The following is a 21,121-nucleotide window of genomic DNA, read 5'->3' as shown; positions in this document are numbered from 1 at the left end:
CAGCCCCCCGGTGCGCACGGCGCACCCTACCGCTACCGGCAACGTAGGGTGCGCCATGCGCACCGGGGCCCGACGGAGTCCGAACATGCCCCTGAACAGACGCGAAACCCTGGGCCTGCTGGCGGGCAGTGTTACCCTGATGGCGACACGCCCAGTAAGGGCCACACAGGAATCCACCCCCGTGATCGAAACACCCCTGCCCCCCTTCGCCAATCTACTGGAACTGGAAACACTCGCCAGCAAGGTCATTCCCAAGCCAGCGTTCGATTACATCGCCCGGGGTGCCGGCGACGAACAGACATTGCGCGAGAACCGCGACGCTTTCTCACGGGTCTTCATCGACCAGCGCGTGCTGACCGGCAAGACCGTGCAAGCACTGGATACGCTAATTCTCGGCAGCCTGTTGAAATCCCCCCTGGTCGTCGCGACCATGGCGGCACACGGGCTGGTCCACACCACTGCGGAGTCCGGTAGCGCACGAGGCGCCGCAGCCTATGGCACGCTGCTCGAGGTCAGCGCCGTATCGACCCAGAACCTCGAACAGATCGCCGCCGCCAGCAACGGCGACAAGTGGTTCCAGTGCTACCTGACCCGCGACGTCGGCTTCAACCGCGAACTGTTGCAGCGAGCGCAGGCCGCCGGCTACACGGCAATCGTGCTGACCGCCGATGTCACTGTCGGCGGCAACCGCGAGCAGGACCGGCGCAACGCACTCTGCCTGCCGATACCCGGCAACTTCCTTGACCGCACAGGCCGCCCACGCGCCATTAATCGTGTCTTCGAAAACCGCCTTGGGCCGGACAGCCTGGACTTCGTACGCCAGCACAGCGGCGGCCTGCCGCTGGTACTCAAAGGCGTCACGACCGCCGCGGATGCCCGCCTGGCACTGCGCCATGGCGTCGATGCGATCCAGGTTTCCAACCACGGCGGACGCCAGTTGGACGGCTCGCCGGCGGCCTTCGACTCACTGCTACGGGTCGCCGCCGAGGTACAGGGTCAGGTACCGATCATTTTCGACAGCGGCATCCGCCGCGGACTCGACGTGTTCAAGGCGCTCGCCGCTGGCGCAGACGCAGTGGCCATCGGCCGGCCCGTGCTCTATGGCCTGTCCCTCGGCGGCTGGCAAGGCGTGCACGCGGTACTGGAACACCTCGAAAGCGAGCTGCGCACCGTCATGCAACTGGCCGGCGCTGCCACCCTCGCCGATATCCGCGCAACCCCACTACTGAACCCCGACGGCTCCCCCCTACAGCAAGGAATTCGCTCATGAGCCCAGCACGACAACTCCACTTCGGCGCCATCCTCACCGGCGTCGGCACCGCCCAGCACGAATGGCTGCACCCAGCCATCCCTGGCGACGCCAGCATCGACATCGACTGGTACCGGCAGCAGGCGCGCGCCGCCGAGTCCGCCGGCTTCGACTTCGTCTTCATCGTCGACAGCCCCTATATCACCGCCGAATCGGCGCCGCACTTCCTCAACCGCCTGGAGCCGCTGACCCTGCTCTCGGCGCTGGCCGGCGCCACCGAGAAAATCGGCCTGGTCGGCACCCTCACCACCTCCTACACCGAGCCCTTCAACGTTGCCCGCCAGTACGCCTCGCTGGACCATATCAGCCATGGCCGCGCCGGCTGGAACGTGGTCACCACCGGGCTGGAGGGTGCCGCCGGCAACTTCGGCCGTGAACGCCATATCGACCATGGCGAGCGCTACCGCCGCGCCCGCGAGCATGTCGAGGTGGTACAGGGCCTGTGGGACTCCTACGAAGACGACGCCTTCCCCCGCGACAAGGCCAACAAGCGCTTCCTCGACCCATCCAGGCAGCATCGCCTGGACCATCAGGGGGAATTCTTCCAGGTCACCGGCCCGCTCAATATCTCCCGCTCGCGCCAGGGCCAGCCAGTGATCTTCCAGGCCGGGGTGTCCGAATCCGGGCGCACGCTGGCCGCCGAAGTGGCGGAAGGCATCTTCGCCGGGGTGGACAACTTCGACGATGCCCGGGAGTACTACGCCGACATCAAGCGGCGAGTGGCCGAAGCCGGACGCAACCCCGAGCATGTGCTGCTGTTCCCCGGCATCGACCCGATCATCGCCGACAGCGACGAACAGGCCCAGGCCATCCAGCGCGAACGCCAGGGCGAACTGGACCTGCACAAGGCCCTGGTGCAACTGGGCCGCCCGTTCAACTACCACGACTTCAGCCAGTACGACCTCGACGCGCCCTTCCCCGACCTCGGCGAACTGGGCGTCAACGGCTACCGGGGCCATGCCGAGAAGATCAAGCGCATCGCTCGCGAACAAGGGTTGACGGTACGCCAGGCCGCCCTGCGCTTCGGCCAGCCGTTCTCCAGCTTCGTCGGTTCGCCACGCACCGTGGCCGACGAGATCGAGCGCTGGTTCACCCAAGGTGCGGCGGACGGCTTCAATATCCACGTCGGGCCACCCGAGGACTTCGCCCGTTTCACCGACCAGGTGCTACCGCTCCTGCGCGCGCGCGGCCTGTTCCGTGGCGAACTCACGGGCGACACGCTGCGCGCCAACCTGGGCCTGCCGGTGCCGCGCAACCGTCATACGCTCCGGGCCGAACAGGTTGCCGAGGAGTCGTTGGCGTCCTGAGGCAGGTTGCTGTCCGGCGCCACTTATGTGAGCGCCGCGATTGTGAGCGCCGCAATGCGGTGGCCTTGCGCTCGTCGTTCCTGTGCGAATGCCAGGTGGCGGGACGGGGCACGCGTGAATACATCCCTGTAGCTCTTCACCGCCATCCCTGGCGGCGGAGGCCCCGTCTCGCCACCTGGCATCCGCACAGCCGTCTTCGGTGGTGATTGTAGGAAGACATTCGTCGGTCATAAGCCTTGCGCACCTGGGTTCCCGCCTTCGCGGGAACGACGAGTGGTGGCGTTATTATGCTGTGCTCTTTCCCAGGATCACTTCGGTATTGACCGCGAGCCAGGCCAGCCCCTCGGAGCAACCTTCGCCGACAGGGATGTATTCATGCGTGTTGCGTAGAGGGGCTGGTCGGGTTCGCGACACACGGTCGAAAGGTCTGCACGGGCCAGCAAGATCAGAATGAGCACCGAATAGCAGTACGCACTCATAGGGCCTGATACCCACTCAGCCATCTCACGACTCGAAGCAGCGTTTATTCAAAAAACGCATGCGATTAGCGCCAAAGGGTATTGGTATATACCAGAACCCTTCCCATTGAATACGCCGCACACAGCAACTGGCGGAGTATTCGGATGATCGTGGTAAGGGTGATGCTGGAGTATTTCCATCCCTGGCCCAACTCGGCGGGGTTCTACCTCGCCCGGGATAGGGGCTGGTATCGGGAGGCCGAGCTCGACGTGCGCCTGGTACAACCCGATCCCTACCATGGCGACAGCCTGCAACACCTGCTCGACGGGCAGGCCGACTTTGGCGTGTTCCCCAGCAACCGCCTGCTGGTGCGCCGGGCCAAGGGCCAGCCGCTGCGGGGTATCGCGGCGATCAACCATGCGGGGCTGGAGTCGATCCAGACCCTGCGCGACTTCGGTATCGAACGCCCCCGCGACCTGGCCGGCAAGCGCCTGGCACTCAACCCGACCCCTCGCGGACTGGCCATGGTGCGCCACCTGGTGGCCGCCGATGGCGGCGATCCGGACGCGGTGATCCTGGTCGACAGTGGCGTGCGCGAACTGCGTCCGGAGCAGCTTGCCGCCGGGGCCGCCGAGGCCAGTTTCGGCGGTTACTGGGCCTGGGAAGCACTGATGGACAGCCCCATCGCCGACGAACGTCGCGTGGTCTGGCCGGTCGACGAAATCGGCGCACCAGCCTATCACAGCTACCTGCTGGGCGCCCACGAACACCTGCTGGAACAGCAGCCGGAGCAGGTACGGCGCTTTCTTGCCGTCACCGCACGCGGCTTTCTCACCGCTGCCGCCGACCCGCAGGCCGCACTGCCCGCCTACGAGCAGGCCACGCCCTACTTCCCCAGCGAACTGCTGGCACGCTCGCTGCAGAAAATCGCCCCGACCTGGCTGCACCAGGGCGGCTGGGGGCAGCAGCGCCGCGAAATGGTCGAACCCTATGCACGCTGGCTGCACCAACAGGCGGTACTGGACGACCCCGAAGTCGGTCAGAATGCCGTGCTCAACGACTACCTGCCGGATGCAGCGCGATGAACGAAGCCTTCCACGACAGCGGGCACGACAGCAGCCACGATAACAAGCACACCGCCCACGGCCTTGGCCTGGACCCCGTGGAGCCGGACTGGCCGGCGCTGCGGGAAGCGGAAGTCGCCGCGCTGCTCGAACGCTACCCCGGACTGGGCGGCGTGCAGGCCATCGCCTGGCACAGCCCTCGGCCTTTCTCGGCCGCCGCCCGGGTCGCCGTCGGCGACAGCCAGGTGATCGTCAAGCGCCATCACCACAGCGTGCGCCAGCCCACCTGGCTGGATGAGGAGCACCGTTTCGTCCAGCACCTGCACCAGCGCGGCGCTCCGGTCACACCGCCGCTGCGCGACCGCGACGGGCAGAGCGCCGTCGGCCTCGGCGACTGGACCTACGAAGTGCTGCCCCTGGGCCAGGGCGAAGACCTCTACCGCGACGCACTGTCCTGGTCGCCCTTCGCCAGTAGCGCCCATGCCAGGGCCGCCGGTGTCGCCCTGGGCGAACTGCACCGCGCCGCCGAAGGCCATGCCGCCGGCACGCGCCAGACACCGGTGCTGGTGGCCAACCTGCAGCTGTTCAGCCAGCCAGACCCGCTGCGCGCCATCGCCGCCCAGGCCGAGCGCCAGCCGCAACTGGCCCTTTCGCTGGCCCGCCGTGACTGGCAGCGCGACATCACGGAAACGCTGCTGCCGTTCCACCGCGCCGTGCAACCGCGCCTGGCCGCCCAGGCACCGCTGTGGACACACAACGACTGGCACGCGTCCAACCTGCTGTGGCAGGGCGACAAGGTCGCCAGCGTGCTGGACTTCGGCCTGGCCGACCGTACCTTCGCCCTCTTCGACCTGGCCACTGCCATCGAACGCAATTGCATTCCCTGGCTCGACCTGCAACCGGGCGCACGCCTGGAAGTGGACCACGACGCACTGCTGGCCCTGCTCGACGGCTATGGCTCGATCCGCCCGCTGGGGCGTGACGAGTTGCTGACCCTGGCCGACCTGCTGCCTCTGGTGCATGCCGACTTCGCCCTGTCCGAACTGGTCTATTTCGAGTCCCTGGTTGGCTCCAACGCCAGCGGCGACCTGGCCTACGCCTACCTGGTGGAGCACGCACGCTGGTTCCAGCAGCACGAAGGCGCGGAACTGCTCGAACAGCTGCGGCAGCAGGCGCGCCGAGCATAAGGCTTTCCCCACAGCGAACCCGGCACGAGGCATTCACCATGAACGACATCCTTATCAGCGTCGAACGACTGAGCCAGTGCCTGGCGGAACCCGGCCTGCTGCTGCTCGATGCCAGCGTCGAGCTGCCGGCGCCGGCCTTCGACGGTGACTACCGGGTGGCCAGCGGCCTGGATGCCTGGCGCCAGGGCCATATCCCCGGTGCACGGCATGCCGACCTGCTGCACGACCTGGCCGACCCCGACGCTGCCTTCAGCTTCGCCCTGCCCGACAGCGAACGCCTTGGCGCGGCACTGGGTCGGCTGGGCGTCGGCGAGGCCCGACGGATCGTCATCTACGACCGCCACGACGGCTTCTGGGCCGCACGCCTGTGGTGGACCCTGCGCAGCCTGGGCCTGTCCAGCCAGGTGCTGGACGGTGGCCTCAACGCCTGGCGCGACGCGGGGCGGCCCCTGCACAGCGGTGACGAGAGCGTCACCCGCCACGGCACACCACTCAAGGTCCGACTGCAACCCGGTTACTGGAGCAATCGTGCCCAGGTGCAGGCCATCGTCACCGGGCAGGCGCCCGGGCAACTGGTCTGCACCCTGTCCGCCGGGCTGTTCGACGGCAGCGCCGTCACCCGCTACGCCCGCCGTGGCCATATTCCCGGCAGCCTCAACCAGCCATCGCGCGGCCTGCTGGACGCCAGTGGCTGCTACCTGCCACCCGCCGAACTGGCCGTGGCCCTGGCCAGCCTGCTGGCGTGCGATGAACCGCTGGTCCTCTACTGTGGTGGCGGAATTTCCGCCGCAGCGGTGGTTTTAGGGCTGACATTGCTGGGCCGCGAACGAGTCTCACTCTATGATGGCTCGCTACAGGAGTGGGCGGCCCGCGCTGAACTACCAATGACCACCGGAGCAGCTCCGGCCTGACCTGCCAGGAACCCGTCAACCCTCCCCACCGATTGCCCAGGACAGGGTGCGCCGTGCGCACCGCGTTCATCTCCCGGGTGCGCACGGCGCACCCTACTGGGCCAGGATCGGAGGCGTTTTCGGGCTCGAACACTATTCGCACGCGCCCGGACACCGTATCCATGGCGCGATACCAGGAGCTTTCCATGGCCTCGCCGTACCCCCGCTTCACCCCGACCCTGCTCGCCCTGGCCCTGAGCCCGGCACTGGCCTGGGCCAACGACGACCTCACCACGCTGGACACGGTCACCGTGCACGGCCAGCGCAGCGACGGCTACCAGGCCCAGAGCGCCTCGGTGGCCGGCTTCGGCAACGCGCCGTTGCTGGACACACCGGCCTCGGTGTCGGTGGTCACCCGACAGTTGCTGGACGACCAGCAAGTACGCCTGCTCAGCGAAGTGCTGAAGAATGACGCCTCGGTCGGCGACAGCTACGCACCGCTCGGCTACTACGAGAACTTCGCCGTGCGCGGCTTCTCGCTGAGCGCCGCCAACAGCTACCGCGTCAACGGCAAGAGCCTGGTCGGCGAACAGAACGTGGCCCTGGAGAACAAGCAGCAGGTGGAATTGCTCAAGGGCCTGTCCGGCCTGCAGAGCGGCGTCAGCGAACCGGGTGGCCTGATCAACTACGTCACCAAGCGCCCGGAAAACGTGCGTTCGGTGAGCGTCGCCAGCAACCAGGACGGTGAGCGCTACATCGCCACCGACGTCGGCGGCTGGTTCGGCGCCGAACAGCAGTTCGGCCTGCGCGCCAACCTCGCCCACGAGGATATCCGCTCCTATGTCGAGCACGCCGACGGCAAGCGCGACTTCGCCTCCCTGGCGCTGGACTGGAACATCTCCAGCGCCGCCAGCCTGCAACTGGACGCCGAGTACCAGACCCGCGAACAACGCTCGGTGCCCGGCTACCAGTTGCTCGGCGGTACCCAGGTGCCCAGCGGCGTCGACCCGGACAAGCGCCTCGGCCACCAGAGCTGGTCCAAGCCGGTGACCATCGACTCGTACAACCTGGGTGGTCGTTTCGAGTACCGCCTGAGCGACACCTGGAAGGCCAGCCTCGACGCCTCGCGCAGCCATGTGGTGATCGACGACTACAGCACCTTCCCCTGGGGTTGCTACGGCGCGGCCAGTTGCGCGTCCTCGGCCGTGCCCAACTATTTCAGCCCCGAGGGCGACTACGACATCTCCGACTACCGCAACCCGGACGATACCCGCCGCCACGACGAGTTGCAGGCCGCGCTGTCCGGCAGCTTCGCCACCGGCACCCTGAGCCATGAACTGACCCTTGGCAGCAGCGCCCTGCGCCGTACCCTCGACCGGCGCAAATCGGTCAACGAGTGGATCGGCGTGGGCAACATTTACCAGCCGGTCCCCGAATACAGCCCGACCAGCGAACCGCTCAAGCCCAAACATCGACGCCTGGACAGCCGCCAGTACAGCCTGTTCTTCAGCGACCGCATCAGCTTCGACGAGCAATGGCAGGTACTGCTGGGCGGTCGCCTGGTGCGCCTGGACGAAGAAGCCTTCGACTCCAGCGGAGTCCGCGAGCGCGACACCCGTCGCACGGAGTTCCTGCCCAATGCCGCCGTGATCCACAAGCCACGCCCGGACGTTTCGCTCTACCTGAGCTACAGCAAAGGCCTGTCGAGCGGCGGTGAAGCAACCTGGTTCGCCACCAACGATGGCCAGACCCTGGCACCGACCACATCCCACCAGTGGGAGGCCGGCATCAAGCGCGACTGGCAGGGGCTCAGCCTGGGCGCGGCGCTGTTCCGCATCGACCAGGCTCACGAGTACACCCGCAACAATGGCGACGGCACCTTCACCTATGTGCAGCAGGGCCGCCAGGTCAACACCGGCCTCGAGCTCTCCGCCAGCGGCCAGGCCACCCGCGACCTGCAACTCTCGGCCAGCGCCACCGCCATCCGCGCACGGGTCAACGGCACGGGCAGCCGCGACCACGAAGGTCACCAGATCATCAACACGCCAAAGCTGCGCACCAGCCTGTCCGCTGACTACCGCGTACCGGGCATCGACGGCCTGGCGCTGCTCGGCGGCATGCAGTACAGCGCCAGCAAGTACGCCGACTATGCCGGCCAGGCCAAGGTCGGCGGCTATGCGCTGTTCAATCTGGGCAGCCGCTATAGCACGCGCATCGAGGGCTACGAGACCGTCTTCCGCCTGACCGTCGACAACCTGTTCGACAAGCGTTACTGGCGCGATGTCGGCGACTTCGCCGGGGATGGCTACCTGTTCCAGGGCGCGCCCCGCACTGCGCGGCTGTCCGCCACCGTCAATTTCTAACCCCCGTGGGTGCCGCAGCCTTGCGCTGCGCACTCTCGCAACAGGAACACGATAGGAACAGGACATGCGCCCAGCCCTCCTCGCCACCGGCCTGCTGCTGATCGCCCTCGGCGGTTGCCAGCAACGCCCGGCCCCCCATGACCAGCTCGACGCGGTGCTGTGGACGCAGACCTCGGTCGAGCACGAGCTGCTCTACCGCCAGGTCTACGCCGCCGCCACCCGGCAACTGGCACCGGCCCTGGCCGACGCGCAGTGGGACGCCCTGCCCCAGCCTCCGCGTGACCTGGAGGGGTTGCCACCGGCACTGATCGTCGATATCGACGAGACCTTGCTCGACAACACCCCGGTGAATGCCCACGCCATCCTCGCGAATGGCCCCTACGACTACGAACAGTGGTACCGCTGGGTCGACCGTGGCGAGGCCCGCGCATTGCCCGGCGCGGTAGTATTCATGCAGGAGGCAGCACGGCTCGGCATCACGCCCTATTACCTGACCAACCGCGAACCCGGCCAGGAGGCGGCGACCCTGGCCAACCTGCGCCGCGCCGGCTTCCCGATCGACGATACCGGTCAGATCCTCACCGCCGGCACCGCCATCGGCGGCTGCCAGGCCGAAGGGTCGGACAAGCACTGCCGCCGCCAGTGGGTCGGCCAGCGGCATCGCGTCCTGCTGCTGGTGGGCGACAGCTTCGGCGACTTCCTGTCGGCGGCGAACAGCCTGCCGGCGCAACGTGCCGCCGCCGAGCCGTACCTGGCGTGGTTCGGCCAACGCTGGTTCCTGTTGCCCAACCCTGTCTACGGCGGCTGGTACAGCGCGCCCTACCAGGACCGCGAAACCCTGCCCGCCGCCGAAAAACGCGACCGCAAGCGGCAGGCCCTCATCATTCCTTCCGAGTGAAACGCACCATGTCATCCCTGGAAATCATCGCCGTCATCGTCAACATTCTCGGCGTCTGGCTCACCGCCCGGCGCATCCGCTGGTGCTGGCCGGTGAACATCGTCGCCGTGCTGCTCTACGCCTGGATCTTCTTCGAGGTGAAGCTTTATTCCGACATGCTGCTGCAACTGGCCTTCGTGCTGATGCAAGGCTATGGCTGGTGGCAATGGAGCAGTGGCCGCGACCTCGCCGGCAAGGTCCACGTGGAGCGCCTGCCGCGCGCCGCCGCCCTGCCCGCGCTGGGCGCAGGCCTGCTCGGCGGCCTGCTGCTGGGCGCGATCATGCACCACCTGACCGATGCCGCCGTACCCTGGCTGGATGCCCTGCTGACCGCATTCAGCCTGGTCGCCAGCTTCTGGGCCGCCCGCAAGTACCTGGAGAGCTGGGTGCTGTGGATCGTCCTCGACATCCTCTATGTCGGCCTGTTCGCCTACAAGGGCCTGCACCTGACGGCCGCGCTCTATGCCGGCTTTATCATCCTGGCGGGCTACGGGCTGCTGGCCTGGCGCAACGACCTGCGCCAGCAGGCACAACCCGCCACGGGCGCCACGCCATGAAAGGCGACCTGCCGCCCGCCACCCCGGCCCGCTCCCAGTTGAGCCTGCGCGCACCGCAACCGCATTACCTGAGAATCCGCGACCAGATGGTCGCGGACCTTGCCCGGGAACCCCTGCCCGCCGACAGCCAGTTGCCCGCCGAACGCGAGCTGGCCGAACGCTTCGCCTGCACCCGGGTAACCTTGCGCCAGGCCCTGCAACTGCTGGAAACCGACGGGCTGATCTACCGCCAGAACCGTCGCGGCTGGTACGTCAGCCCGCCGCGCATCCGCTACGACCCGACCCACGTCACCGGCTTCATGGAGTACGTGAAGGCCCAGGGCCGCGTCCCGCGCACCGAGTGCCTGCACGCCCAGCGCGGCACCGCCGGCGCCTGGCTGGCCAAGCGCATGGGCCTCGACCACCCGGAGCAACAGGTCTTCCACCTGCAACGGCGGCGCTGGGTCGACCAGCGTCCGGTGCTGCTGGAATACAACGTACTGGTCGCCGAGTGGTGCCCCGCGCTGCTCAGCGAAGACCTCTCCACCTCCCTGACCCAACTGCTGCGCGAGCGCTTTGGCCATGTGCAGTCGCGCAGCGAACTGCTGATGCACCCGGAAACCCTCGATGAAGAACAGGCGACCCAGCTCCAGGCCAGCCCCGGTAGCAACGGCTTCTATCTGGAACGCCTGAGCTTCGGCGAACAGGGCCAACCGGTGGAGTTCGACCGCGAGTTCTGGCGTCCGGATGCCCTCGCCGTGGTGCTGGAAACCCAGGGCGTGCGCACCTGAAAGCCTGCACGCCAGGGTTCCCGACTACGCACACTGCTGTCCGGTACGAATTTTGCGCCTGAGAGGCTGGAAGTCTTATGAAGACTATCTGTGCGGTTTGAATCCTGTTCTGCCGATTCCATCTCACGGGCTTGTGTTTTCAGAACCGTTCGACCTCCTGACCCTGTGTCGCGAACCCGACCAGCCCCTCTACGCAACACGCATGAATACATCCCTGTAGCTCTACGCCGACATCCCTGTCGGCGAAGGTTGCTCCGAGGGGCTGGCCGGGCTCGCGGCAAATATCGAAGTGACTATAGGAAAAAGCCACAACTCCGTCGCTCCCGCGCAGGCGGGAGCCCAGGTGCGCAAAGCCAAGGTCGGCGGGTTTCTTCCTACAGTCACCACCGAAGACGGCTGTGCGGGAACAACGAGTGGTGTTGTTCCCATGGTCACGCCGGACTCGCAGCAGGAGGAGCGAGCCTCAAGTCAGCTCACACTACTGGTGCGCGCGGCGCACCCTACGGGCGGGGGCAATGGCGATAGACTGTGCGCCTCGAACACACAAGGCGGGGCAGGCACATGGCGGTCTTCAATCACCAGGACGGGCGGCATATCGAGGTCGATGGCGCCCAACTCTACATGGAACAGCAGGGCAACCCGGACGGCCCTGTGCTGGTGTTCCTGCATGGCGGCGTCGGCGATATCGAGACCTTCAACGCCATCACCCCGCACCTGGCCGGACAGTACCGCCTGATCGGTATCGATACCCGTGGCCACGGCAAATCCACGCTGGGCACCGCCCCCCTGAGCTACGCGCGAATCCAGCGGGATGTGCAGGCCGTACTCCACTCGCTCGGCGTACCACGCTTCACCCTGATCGGCCATAGCGACGGCGGCATCGCTGCCTTGCGCCTGGCAGCCGCCAGGGCTCCGGGCCTCGACCGGTTCGTCACCATCGGCGCGCACTGGGCCTTGCCGAAGGACGACCCGACCCGCGCGCTGTACCAGGGCATCACCGCCGCCGACTGGCGGGAGATGTTCCCCCACAGCTACAACAGCTACCAGGCCCTGAACCCTGCGCCGGACTTCGAGGCATTGGTGGCGGCGGTTCGCGACCTCTGGCTCGACACCGGCCCGGACGGCTACCCGGCGGAAAGCGTACGGGATATCGAGGCCTGCCTGCTGGCGGTACGCGGTGACGAAGACCCGCTGGTGTCACGCAGCAATGCACTCGAACTCGTCGAACGAGTGCCTGGGGCCGCCCTGTTGAACATCCCCTTCACCGACCACTCGCCCCATGAAGACCGCCCTCAGTGGCTGCTCGCGCCGCTGTTGCACTTTCTGCAGGTCGACTGATACGGATCGTATGAGGTGCGCACGGCGCACCCTACGTGCCGTACCGATGTTGCGTACGGCATCGGGCAAGGCACCAGCATAAAATGCACAAAAAGCATAAAAATCAACGATCATATTTAAATAAAATAATAATTTTAGATCGAAAGATTATTTATCAAGGCGTTTTAGTTCCAGTAGATTCCATCCGTACCGACCCCTCACCCGGTGGAGGCTATCGACGCGCAAGACGTGGGGTGAGAGGAATCCGGTCATCCCGCAGCGCTCGATCAAAGAGGGACGTCGAACAGTCGACGCCCCCATGACCGCTACCGAGCCTGAGAGCGATACCGATGACCAGCCGAACCCACAGCATCCTTGCCCTGCCGCATGCCGATAACCGCCTGCTGAGCACACAAGTCCCGACCCACGCCGATCTCCAGGCGGAACGCCTGCACCGCAAGCAACGCCTGGCCGCCGCCTACCGGCTGTTCGCCGAGCTGGGCTTCGAGGTCGGCGTCGCCGGGCATTTCACCGCCCGCGACCCGATCGAAACCGAGCATTTCTGGATCAACCCGCTGGGCGTGCCCTTCTCGCAGATCCGCGTTTCCGACCTGTTGCGGGTAAACGGCGAAGGCCAGGTCGTCGAAGGCGACGGCCTGCTCAACACCAGCGCCCTCGACCTGCACTACGAATTGCAGCGCGCCCGCCCCGAAGTGGTCGGCATTGCCCACGTGCATGGTTTCCATGGCCGCGTCTGGTCCTCTTTCGGGCGCCTGTTCGAGCCGATCATCGCGGAATCGTCGGCGTTCATCGACGATCAGGTGATCTTCGAGCGCAATGCCCTGCGCAATGCCAGCGGTGCCCTGGAGCAGGACCGCGAGATCGTCACCCGCGCCTTCGTCGAGCGCTTCGCCCAACACAACCTGCTGGTCTGGCAGAACCATGGCCTGTGGACCACCGGGGAAACCGTGGAAAGCGCGGCCTGGCGTTTCATCCAGGCCGACGACAGCGCCAAGGCACACCTGCTGGCCTATGCCGCCGGGCAACCGCTGGTGCCGGAGATCGACCCGGCGGACCGCGCCTCGAAGGAACGCCGCGAGTTCTTCGGCTGGCTGAATTTCCTCCCACTCTGGGACCGTATCCGCCTGCAACAGCCGGACCTGCTGGACTGACCGGGGAGCGACGAGCATGACCTCATTCGACCGCCGCACCCTGTTGCGCAACGGCGCCCTGCTGGCTGGCGCGGCGCTGCTGCCGGGACTGGCCAGCGCCGCCCGCCCGCAGCCGCTCCGGGTCTGGCGCTATAAAGGCAGCGCGGCCCACTTCCTCGAAGACGCCGGACAGGCGGCCACGCCCTATCCCGTGGAATGGGTGGATATCGGCGGCGGCAACCTGGTGCTCGAAGCCCTGACCAGCGGCAGCCTCGACTACGCCTTCATGAGCGAGATACCGCCGATCTTCGCCAGCATCGCCAAGGCGCCGCTGGCGCTGATCGCCAGCTACAGCGGCGACAACAACCAGAGCGGCATCGTCGTCAAGAAGAACGCCGGCATCGAGCATATCGGCGACCTCAGGGGCAAGCGCATCAGCTATGTACGCGCCACCAACACCCATTACCTGGTGCTCAACATGCTGCGCCAGAACGGCCTGTCCCTGAGCGATGTGCAGGCTATCCCACTGCCCGCGCAGGATGCCCTGACCGCGTTCCAGAACGGCCATATCGACGCACTGGTGACCGGGGGCATCAGCGCCATCCACGCTGAGGTCAACCTTGATGGCGTACTGCTGAAAAGCGCGGAAGGCTACTACTCCGGCAGTTTCCTCATCGCCAGCACCCGTGACGCCCTGGCAGACCCGACCCGGCGTGCCGCCATCGGCGATTTCCTGCTGCGGGAAAAGGCCACCTGGGCGTGGATCGAGAGCCATCCGCGGCAATGGGCCGAACGCAGCGAACGGCTGACAGGCATCCCTCGGGAACTCTACCTGCGCCAGTTCGAACGGCGCAGCCAGCCGGCACGGCTCAAGCTAGTGGAAGACTCGGACATCGAGGCACAACAGCAGGTGGCCGACCTGTTCCACGAAAGCGGGCTGATCCGCCAGAAAGTGGATGTACGCCCCCTGTGGGACAGGCGCTTCACCGAACTGCTGAGCTGAGGGCCTGGGCACACGCCACAACCAGGCACAGCCCCGACGAAACACACACGAACAACGGTGAAGGCCGCAACTTCACCGCCAGGGCCGGCTGTTGCCCGAAAAACAGCATGCAGTGCCTTGAGTACCCGTTGCCTCGCCTTAGCAGGCATGACGGTACAGGCAAGACCCTCAGGGAAAACCCGGGATTGCCTTCATTCAGGAAGAGCCAGCACGGCCAGGGAAGGCATGACAACCGGGCGCCAATGCCTGACGCCATATCCACAATGAGGGGAACCAGACATATGAATCGTTTACTGACATTCGCACCGGCGCTGCTCGCCGGTTACCTGCTCGCACCGCTGGCGGCCATCGCCGCGCAGAGCGACGACAAACTGGACACCGTGATCGTCACCGGCTCGCGCGGCAGCGAGGCGCGTACCGTCACCACCAGCCCTGCGCCCATCGACGTGATCGACGGCGCGCAGTTACAGAAAGACAGTTCTGGCAGCCTGCGTAACGCGCTGCAAAAAGCCTTGCCATCGTTCTCCCAGCGCCCATCGGGCTCGTCCAACGACAGCATCGCGCGGCCCTATAGCCTGCGTGGCCTGAACGGTTCCAACGTGCTGGTACTGGTCAACGGCAAGCGCCGGCACAACAGTGCGGTGATCAACCTCGACACCACCGCGGCCTACGGAACCAACCCGGTCGACTTGGACATGATCCCGGTCAGCGCCGTCGACCATATCGAGGTGCTGCGCGACGGCGCCTCGGCGCAATATGGCTCCGATGCCATCGCCGGGGTGATCAACATCATCCTCAAGCAGCAAGACAATGGGGGCTCGGTCAGCACTCAATACGGCGAGTACTACAAGGGCGACGGTGGCACCATTCGCCAGACTTTCAACAAGGGCCTGGAGTTAGGCGATGGCGGTTTCCTCAACCTCTCGCTGGATGCCAAGTCGCAGCAGACCGCCGTGCGCTCACGCGATGCGACGGGCGACATCTACGCGGCAGGCGATCCACGCAACGATACCGTCGATCGCAAGCTTCAGAAAAACGGTCTTCCGAAGATCAAGGGCATCAACCTCGGCTATAACGCAGAGCTGCCGATTAACGATGATCTGACGCTGTACTCGTTCTCAACCCTGAGCAAAAGAGATGCCCGCGGTGGGCAGAACTTCCGCAGACCGAACTCGATAAACATCGTCCCCGAGATTTATCCCGATGGCACCGCACCGTTCTACACCCTGGAAGAAACCGACTATCAGGTAGCGGCCGGCGGCAAAGGGGAACTGGTCGGCTGGAACTGGGATATCAGTTCCACCTTCGGCCGCGACAAAGGCCAGGCCGGTGCCGACGAGACCCTCAACGCCTCTCTCGGTCCAACCAGCCCGACTCACTTCGATACCTACACCAATTACTTCGACCAGTGGACCAACAACCTAGACGTAACTCGCGCTTTCGAGATCGGTCTGCCCAAGCCGCTACAAGTTTCCTGGGGAGCCGAGCATCGCCACGAGCGCTACAAGACCGAGTCAGATGATCCACTTTCCTACATCGATGGTGGTTTCCCCTACGCTCCCGGTGCCCAGGGCGCGATCACCTTGACACCGGAAGACGCCGGCCAGGCCAGTCGCAACAGTTACGCGGTCTACAGTGACCTGGGTATCAACCCGACCGAAAAACTCTACCTGGGCGTGGCAGGGCGCTTCGAAAAATATGACGACAGCGCTGGCAACACTACCAGCGGCAAGTTCACCGCACGCTACGACTTCACCCCGACCTTCGCCCTGCGCGGCACCCTGAGCAACGGCTTTCGCGCGCCCTCGCTGTCGCAATCGGTGTATGCGCAAACCTCCAACCAATACACCTCGGTCGGTGGCATTGCGCAGTTCGTCGAAGCCAAGACATTGCGCGTCGACTCCCCTCTGGCTAGGTACCTGGGCGCTGAAGACCTTAAGCCTGAGAAGTCGCGCAATATCAGTCTAGGCCTGACCTGGCAGCCACTACCCCAGGCGAACGTAACCCTCGATGCCTACCAGATCGAGATACGCGATCGTATCGCCCTGACCGGATTCCTCTACGGCGCTGGAGTCGATACGGCTTTGGTCAACTATGGCTACAAGGCCGGTTACCGGGTGAAGTACTTCACCAACGCCGCCGATACCACAACTCGCGGTATCGACCTGGTCACCGACTACAAGGTCGACTACGGCCAATTCGGCAAAGTCAAATACGGCGTGGCCTTCAACTACAACAAGACCGAGATTGACGACATCAAGGAAACCCCTGCCAGCCTGCGCGCGGCGGGCAATAACCTCGAACTGTTCGACCGTGTCGCCCAGGGCTACCTGACCGTTGCCAACCCGAAGACCAAGCTGATTCTCAGCGCCGACTGGCAGATCGAACGGTTCACCATCAACGCCGCCGTAACCCGCTACGACAAGGTCGTGGCCCGCGATGCTAACCCTGTCTACGACGTGACCTACGGCGCGAAGTGGCTGACCGATCTGGAGGTTGCCTACGCCGCCACCGACAACCTGGACGTGGCCGTCGGCGCCAACAACCTGTTCAACGTCAAGGCTGACGACAACGGCTTCCCGGCGGGTGACATCAACGGCTTCCCGCGTTTCGGCAGCATCTCGCCGTTCAACCCCTACGGCGGTTTCTGGTACGCCCGTCTCGCCTACAACTTCTGACCACGCAAGCCTCCTGCTCGCTGGGCTGGAGGCGAACCACGGGACACAGCTATGAACTCACCATCGAACACCATCATCCTCGGCGCTTTCGTTCCCGGCGTGCTGACCGGCGCGGCCTGGCGCCTGCCGGAAGCACCGAAGGACTCCTTCCGCAGCTTCGACCACTACCGCTACATCGCCGAGAAACTGGAAGCCGGGCGCTTCCATTCGCTGTTCTTCAACGACGGAGTCAAGGTCGACCTCGATCCCGGCCAGGAGAAAGGCCCCAACAGCGTACGCTGGGACCCGCTGGTACTGGCCCCGGCGCTGGCCCTGGTGACGCGCCATATCGGCCTGATCGCCACCGCCAGCACCACCTACAACGAGCCCTACAACGTAGCCCGCAAATACGCCTCGCTGGACCACCTGACCAACGGCCGCGCCGGCTGGAACCTGGTCACCTCGCTGGGCGGCGGGGAGAACTTCAACCGCAGCGAACACAGCCTGCACGGCGACCGCCACGAACGTGCCGAAGAGTTCTATGACGTGGTCAGTGGTCTGTGGGACAGCTGGGGCGACGACGCCTTCGTGCAGGACAAGGAAAGCGGCACCTGGCTCGACCTGGAGCAATTGCATGTGCTCGACCACCAGGGCAAGCACTTCCAGGTCAAGGGCCCGCTGAACGTTGCACGGCCGGTGCAGGGTTATCCGGTGATCGCCCAGGCTGGCTCCTCCGAGGCCGGCATCCGCCTGGGCGCGCGGGTTGGTGAGCTGATCTTCACCGCCCAGCAGACGATCGAGGAAAGCCGCGAGTTCTACGAGAACATCAAGGGCCAGGCGCTCGGTTTCGGCCGCTCGCGCGAGCACCTGAAAGTACTGCCGGGCATCTCCCCGGTGGTCGGCAAGACCCAGGCCGAAGCGGAAGCCAAGTACCAGCGCCTGCAAGAGCTGCTTGACCCGCAATCCTTTCTCAGCCGTATCTCCAAGTTCGCCAGCCTGGACTACGACCTCGCCGAACTGCCGTTCGACGAAGTGGTGCCGCTGCCGCCGGAGCACTTCAGCACCGACAGCCACCCGAGCCGGCAGAAGCTGGTCTACGACCTGATCCGCCGCGAACGGCCGACCGTGCGCCAGTTGTTCAACAAGCTCACGGCGGGCGGCCACCGGGTGCTGATCGGCACACCAGAGAGCATCGCCGACGACCTCCAGCACTGGTTCGAGGCCGGCGCCGCCGATGGTTTCAACGTGATGTTCTCCGGGCTGCACGCCGGCATCGACGACTTCGTCGACGGCGTGGTGCCGGAGTTGCAGCGACGCGGCCTGTTCCAGCGTGAATACGCCGGCACCACCCTGCGCGAAAACCTCGGCCTGCCCTATCGCCAAAACCGCCACCGCTGACCCACCACATCGGCCCACTTTCGAACTGCCTGGAGAACCCCATGAATCACCGCTCCCTGCCCTTCCTGCTGGCACTGGGCCTTGTCACCCTGGCCGGCTGCGACAGCGCCAGCGATGCCCCGCCAACCCCGGACGCGGCGCAAAACACCCCGGTCCACGGCGGTGTGCTCAAGGTCGCCTTCGACGGCGACCCGCTGTGCCTCGACCCGCACCAGGGCGGCAACAACACGGCGCTGAACGTGGGCCGGCAACTGACCGACTCCCTCACCGACCAGCACCCCGAGAGCAGCGAGATCGTGCCCTGGCTCGCGGAGCGCTGGGAGATCAGCGAAGACTCGCGGCGCTTCACCTTCCACCTGCGCGATGGCGTCACCTTCAGCGACGGCACGGCGGTGGACGGCGCGGCGGTCAAGGCCAACTTCGAGGCGATCCAGAAACTCGGTGCCCTGGCGCAACTCTCCGGCACCTACCTGGCCGGACTGAAGTCGATCGAGGTGCCGACACCGCTGAGCGTGGTGATCGAATTCGAGCAGCCCAATGCACAATTCCTCCAGGCCAGCTCGACCATGAGCCTTGGCCTGTTCGCCCGCAGCACCCTGGAGAAGAGCAGCGAGGAACGCTGCCAGGGCGCGCTGATCGGCTCCGGCCCCTTCGTGCTCGACAGCTTCGTGCACAACCAGCATGTAAAGCTGTCGCACCGCGCCGACTACGCCTGGCCTTCATCCCTGGCCCGGCACCAGGGGCGCGCCTGGCTGGACGGTATCGAATTCCTGGTGATCCCGGAGTCCGGCGTGCGCCTGGGCAGCCTGCTGTCGGGGCAGATCGACGTGAACACCAGTGTCGCGGTACAGGACGAAAGCATTCTCGAATCCCGCGCGATTCCCTTTCTCGCCCGCCCCAACCCCGGCATCGTATTCAACCTGGCGCCCAACGAAAGCCGCGCGCCGCTGGACGAAACGGCGGTGCGCCAGGCCTTGAACAAGGCGATCGACCGCAACCAGTTGCAAGGCATCATCTCCCGCCACCAGAAGCCCGCCAGCTCGGTGCTGGCCAGCAGCACGCCGTTCTACCGCGACTATTCCCAGTACCTGACCCATGACCCGCAGGGCGCCGGGCAACTGCTCGACGCCGCCGGCTGGCAACCGGGCAGCGACGGCATCCGCGTGCGCGACGGACAGCGCCTGTCGTTCCAGGTCGACTACTGGCAGGCCACCACGCCGGTGCTGGAGCTGGTGCAGCAGCAGTTGCGCCAGGTCGGCATCGAGTTGCGCCTGAACAAGAGCACCATCAGCCAGGTCAGCGCCAAGAGCAACGAGCGCGACTACAGCCTGTGGTTCTTCAACCTCACCCGCGCCGATGCCGACGTGCTGCGCACGGTGTTCCTCGCCTCGGGACGCAACGTCAACGAGCGGGCCTACACCGAGGTCGACCGCCTGCTGGAAGAGTCCTCACGGGTGCTGGAGCCTGAGCGCCGCCGCGAGCTGGTGGAAGCCGCCAGTCGCTTGCTGATCGAGGAAGGCCATGTGCTGCCGCTGTTCGAAGCCGCCACCGTGACCGCCTTCGGCTCGCAGGTGCAAGGTCTGCACTATGAAGCATCGACCCGCCTGCAATTCTTCGACACCTGGCTGGCACCACGATGAGCGCTGATGCCTCCATCACCGCGCCACAGCACTGGCGACGCTGGACGCCACGGCTGCTGGCGTTGCTCGGCCGACTGGGGCAGGCGCTGTTCGTGCTCTGGGCCGCCTTCAGCCTGTCGTTTCTGATCCTCTATGCGCTGCCCAGCGATCCGGTGAGCATCATGCTCAACCAGAACGGCGAAATGAGCGCCACCGACCAGGCCCAGGTCGCGGCCCTCAAGGCCCGTTACCACCTGGACCAGCCGCTGCCGGTGCAATACGCCATCGCCCTGTGGCAGGCCGTGCAACTGGACCTCGGGCAGTCGATCCAGAGCGGCCAGGCCGTCACCCAGGCACTCTGGCAGGCCCTGCCTGGCACGGCGGCACTGGCCGCCGCGGCCCTGCTGCTGGCGCTGCCGGTCGGTGTCGGCCTGGCGCTGCTGGCCAGCCGGGTACGCGGCCCGCGCCTGCGCGAAGGCCTGCTGGCGCTGCCTTCCGTGGCGGTTTCGTTGCCGACCTTCTGGGTCGGGCTGTTGCTGCTGCAATGGCTGTCGTTCCGTATCCCGCTGTTCCCGGCCATGGGCAACCAGGGGCTGGCGGCGCTGGTGCTGCCCGCGTTGACCCTGGCCATTCCCACCGCAGCCGTGATCGCCCAGGTGCTGGCGCGCTCCATCGCCGGCGTACTGCAACAGCCCTTCGTCAGCGCCCTGCGCAGCAAGGGCGTAAGCCATAACCGACTGCTGTTCGCGCACGTGTTGCACAACGCGGCCATCCCGCTGCTGACCCTGGCCGGCGGCATCATCGGCAACCTGCTGGCCGGTGCGGTGGTCACCGAAACGGTGTTCTCCCGCGACGGTATCGGCCGCCTGGCGCAAGGTGCGGTGGCCAGCCAGGACATTCCCATGGTGCAAGGCGTGGTGCTGCTGGCAGCGGCGATCTACATCCTGGTCAACCTGCTGGTGGACGCGCTCTATCCCCTGCTCGACCCGCGTATCGCACTGGGGAAACGCTCATGAACCTGCGTATGCATCGTTTGTGGTGCGCACGGCGCACCGGAACGTCCCTCGCCCAATTTCCACGACGCACGCCATGCATGGCCCCGCCAACGCGTCCATCGCACTACGGATGGCCCT

16 protein-coding genes are annotated in these 21,121 nt (G+C 65.8%); all 16 read left to right on the top strand.

All coding sequences use genetic code 11. The features are described 5' to 3' along the window. The first annotated feature begins 85 nt into the window (after positions 1–85). The 16 genes from HW090_RS16325 (at position 86) to HW090_RS16250 (ending at position 21,004) form a co-directional block, all read left to right on the top strand. Positions 86–1,270 carry an alpha-hydroxy-acid oxidizing protein gene (locus HW090_RS16325; RefSeq protein WP_218673546.1) on the top strand — a complete coding sequence of 395 codons (1,185 nt, stop codon included), beginning with the start codon at positions 86–88 and terminating at the stop codon, positions 1,268–1,270. Next, positions 1,267–2,616: an LLM class flavin-dependent oxidoreductase gene (locus HW090_RS16320; protein ID WP_179114518.1), complete on the top strand. Its 1,350-nt coding sequence runs from the start codon at positions 1,267–1,269 to the stop codon at positions 2,614–2,616. The genes HW090_RS16325 and HW090_RS16320 overlap by 4 nt, the downstream gene beginning before the upstream one ends. A gap of 623 nt (positions 2,617–3,239) precedes the next feature. Beyond that, on the top strand, positions 3,240–4,160 hold the full coding sequence (locus HW090_RS16315) for an ABC transporter substrate-binding protein (RefSeq protein ID WP_179114517.1): 921 nt from the start codon (positions 3,240–3,242) through the stop codon (positions 4,158–4,160). Then, on the top strand, positions 4,157–5,326 hold the full coding sequence (locus tag HW090_RS16310; protein ID WP_179114516.1) for a phosphotransferase enzyme family protein: 1,170 nt from the start codon (positions 4,157–4,159) through the stop codon (positions 5,324–5,326). The genes HW090_RS16315 and HW090_RS16310 overlap by 4 nt, the downstream gene beginning before the upstream one ends. A gap of 38 nt (positions 5,327–5,364) precedes the next feature. Then, positions 5,365–6,237: a sulfurtransferase gene (locus tag HW090_RS16305; RefSeq protein WP_179114515.1), complete on the top strand. Its 873-nt coding sequence runs from the start codon at positions 5,365–5,367 to the stop codon at positions 6,235–6,237. A 185-nt stretch (positions 6,238–6,422) separates the two neighbouring features. Next, complete coding sequence (locus tag HW090_RS16300; RefSeq protein WP_179114514.1) at positions 6,423–8,579, top strand: TonB-dependent siderophore receptor; 2,157 nt, start codon at positions 6,423–6,425, stop codon at positions 8,577–8,579. 64 nt (positions 8,580–8,643) lie between these two features. Continuing rightward, positions 8,644–9,477, top strand: coding sequence for a 5'-nucleotidase, lipoprotein e(P4) family (locus HW090_RS16295; RefSeq protein ID WP_179114513.1), 834 nt, complete (start codon positions 8,644–8,646; stop codon positions 9,475–9,477). 8 nt (positions 9,478–9,485) lie between these two features. Further along, entirely contained in the window at positions 9,486–10,073 is a 588-nt protein-coding gene (gene pnuC, locus HW090_RS16290; protein WP_179114512.1) for a nicotinamide riboside transporter PnuC, read from the top strand. An 86-nt stretch (positions 10,074–10,159) separates the two neighbouring features. Beyond that, positions 10,160–10,843 carry a UTRA domain-containing protein gene (locus HW090_RS16285; RefSeq protein ID WP_256930811.1) on the top strand — a complete coding sequence of 228 codons (684 nt, stop codon included), beginning with the start codon at positions 10,160–10,162 and terminating at the stop codon, positions 10,841–10,843. A 561-nt stretch (positions 10,844–11,404) separates the two neighbouring features. After that, a complete protein-coding gene (locus HW090_RS16280) occupies positions 11,405–12,181 on the top strand; it encodes an alpha/beta fold hydrolase (RefSeq protein WP_179114510.1) in 777 nt (258 codons plus the stop codon). A gap of 329 nt (positions 12,182–12,510) precedes the next feature. Beyond that, positions 12,511–13,332 carry a class II aldolase/adducin family protein gene (locus tag HW090_RS16275; RefSeq protein ID WP_179114509.1) on the top strand — a complete coding sequence of 274 codons (822 nt, stop codon included), beginning with the start codon at positions 12,511–12,513 and terminating at the stop codon, positions 13,330–13,332. A gap of 16 nt (positions 13,333–13,348) precedes the next feature. Next, positions 13,349–14,314 carry an ABC transporter substrate-binding protein gene (locus tag HW090_RS16270; RefSeq protein WP_179114508.1) on the top strand — a complete coding sequence of 322 codons (966 nt, stop codon included), beginning with the start codon at positions 13,349–13,351 and terminating at the stop codon, positions 14,312–14,314. 281 nt (positions 14,315–14,595) lie between these two features. Further along, positions 14,596–16,992 carry a TonB-dependent siderophore receptor gene (locus tag HW090_RS16265; protein WP_179114507.1) on the top strand — a complete coding sequence of 799 codons (2,397 nt, stop codon included), beginning with the start codon at positions 14,596–14,598 and terminating at the stop codon, positions 16,990–16,992. 51 nt (positions 16,993–17,043) lie between these two features. Continuing rightward, positions 17,044–18,369, top strand: a complete 1,326-nt coding sequence (locus HW090_RS16260; RefSeq protein WP_179114506.1) for an LLM class flavin-dependent oxidoreductase — start codon at positions 17,044–17,046, stop codon at positions 18,367–18,369. A gap of 41 nt (positions 18,370–18,410) precedes the next feature. After that, positions 18,411–20,009 carry an ABC transporter substrate-binding protein gene (locus HW090_RS16255; protein ID WP_179114505.1) on the top strand — a complete coding sequence of 533 codons (1,599 nt, stop codon included), beginning with the start codon at positions 18,411–18,413 and terminating at the stop codon, positions 20,007–20,009. Then, on the top strand, positions 20,006–21,004 hold the full coding sequence (locus HW090_RS16250; protein ID WP_179114504.1) for an ABC transporter permease: 999 nt from the start codon (positions 20,006–20,008) through the stop codon (positions 21,002–21,004). Before HW090_RS16255 ends, HW090_RS16250 begins: the two co-directional genes overlap by 4 nt. Positions 21,005–21,121: the final 117 nt, after the last annotated feature.

Source organism: Pseudomonas sp. ABC1 (assembly GCF_013395055.1).
Taxonomy (GTDB): Bacteria; Pseudomonadota; Gammaproteobacteria; order Pseudomonadales; family Pseudomonadaceae; genus Stutzerimonas.
Note: the sequence above shows the minus strand (reverse complement) of the source record. Positions and strands in the feature narration are given on the sequence as shown.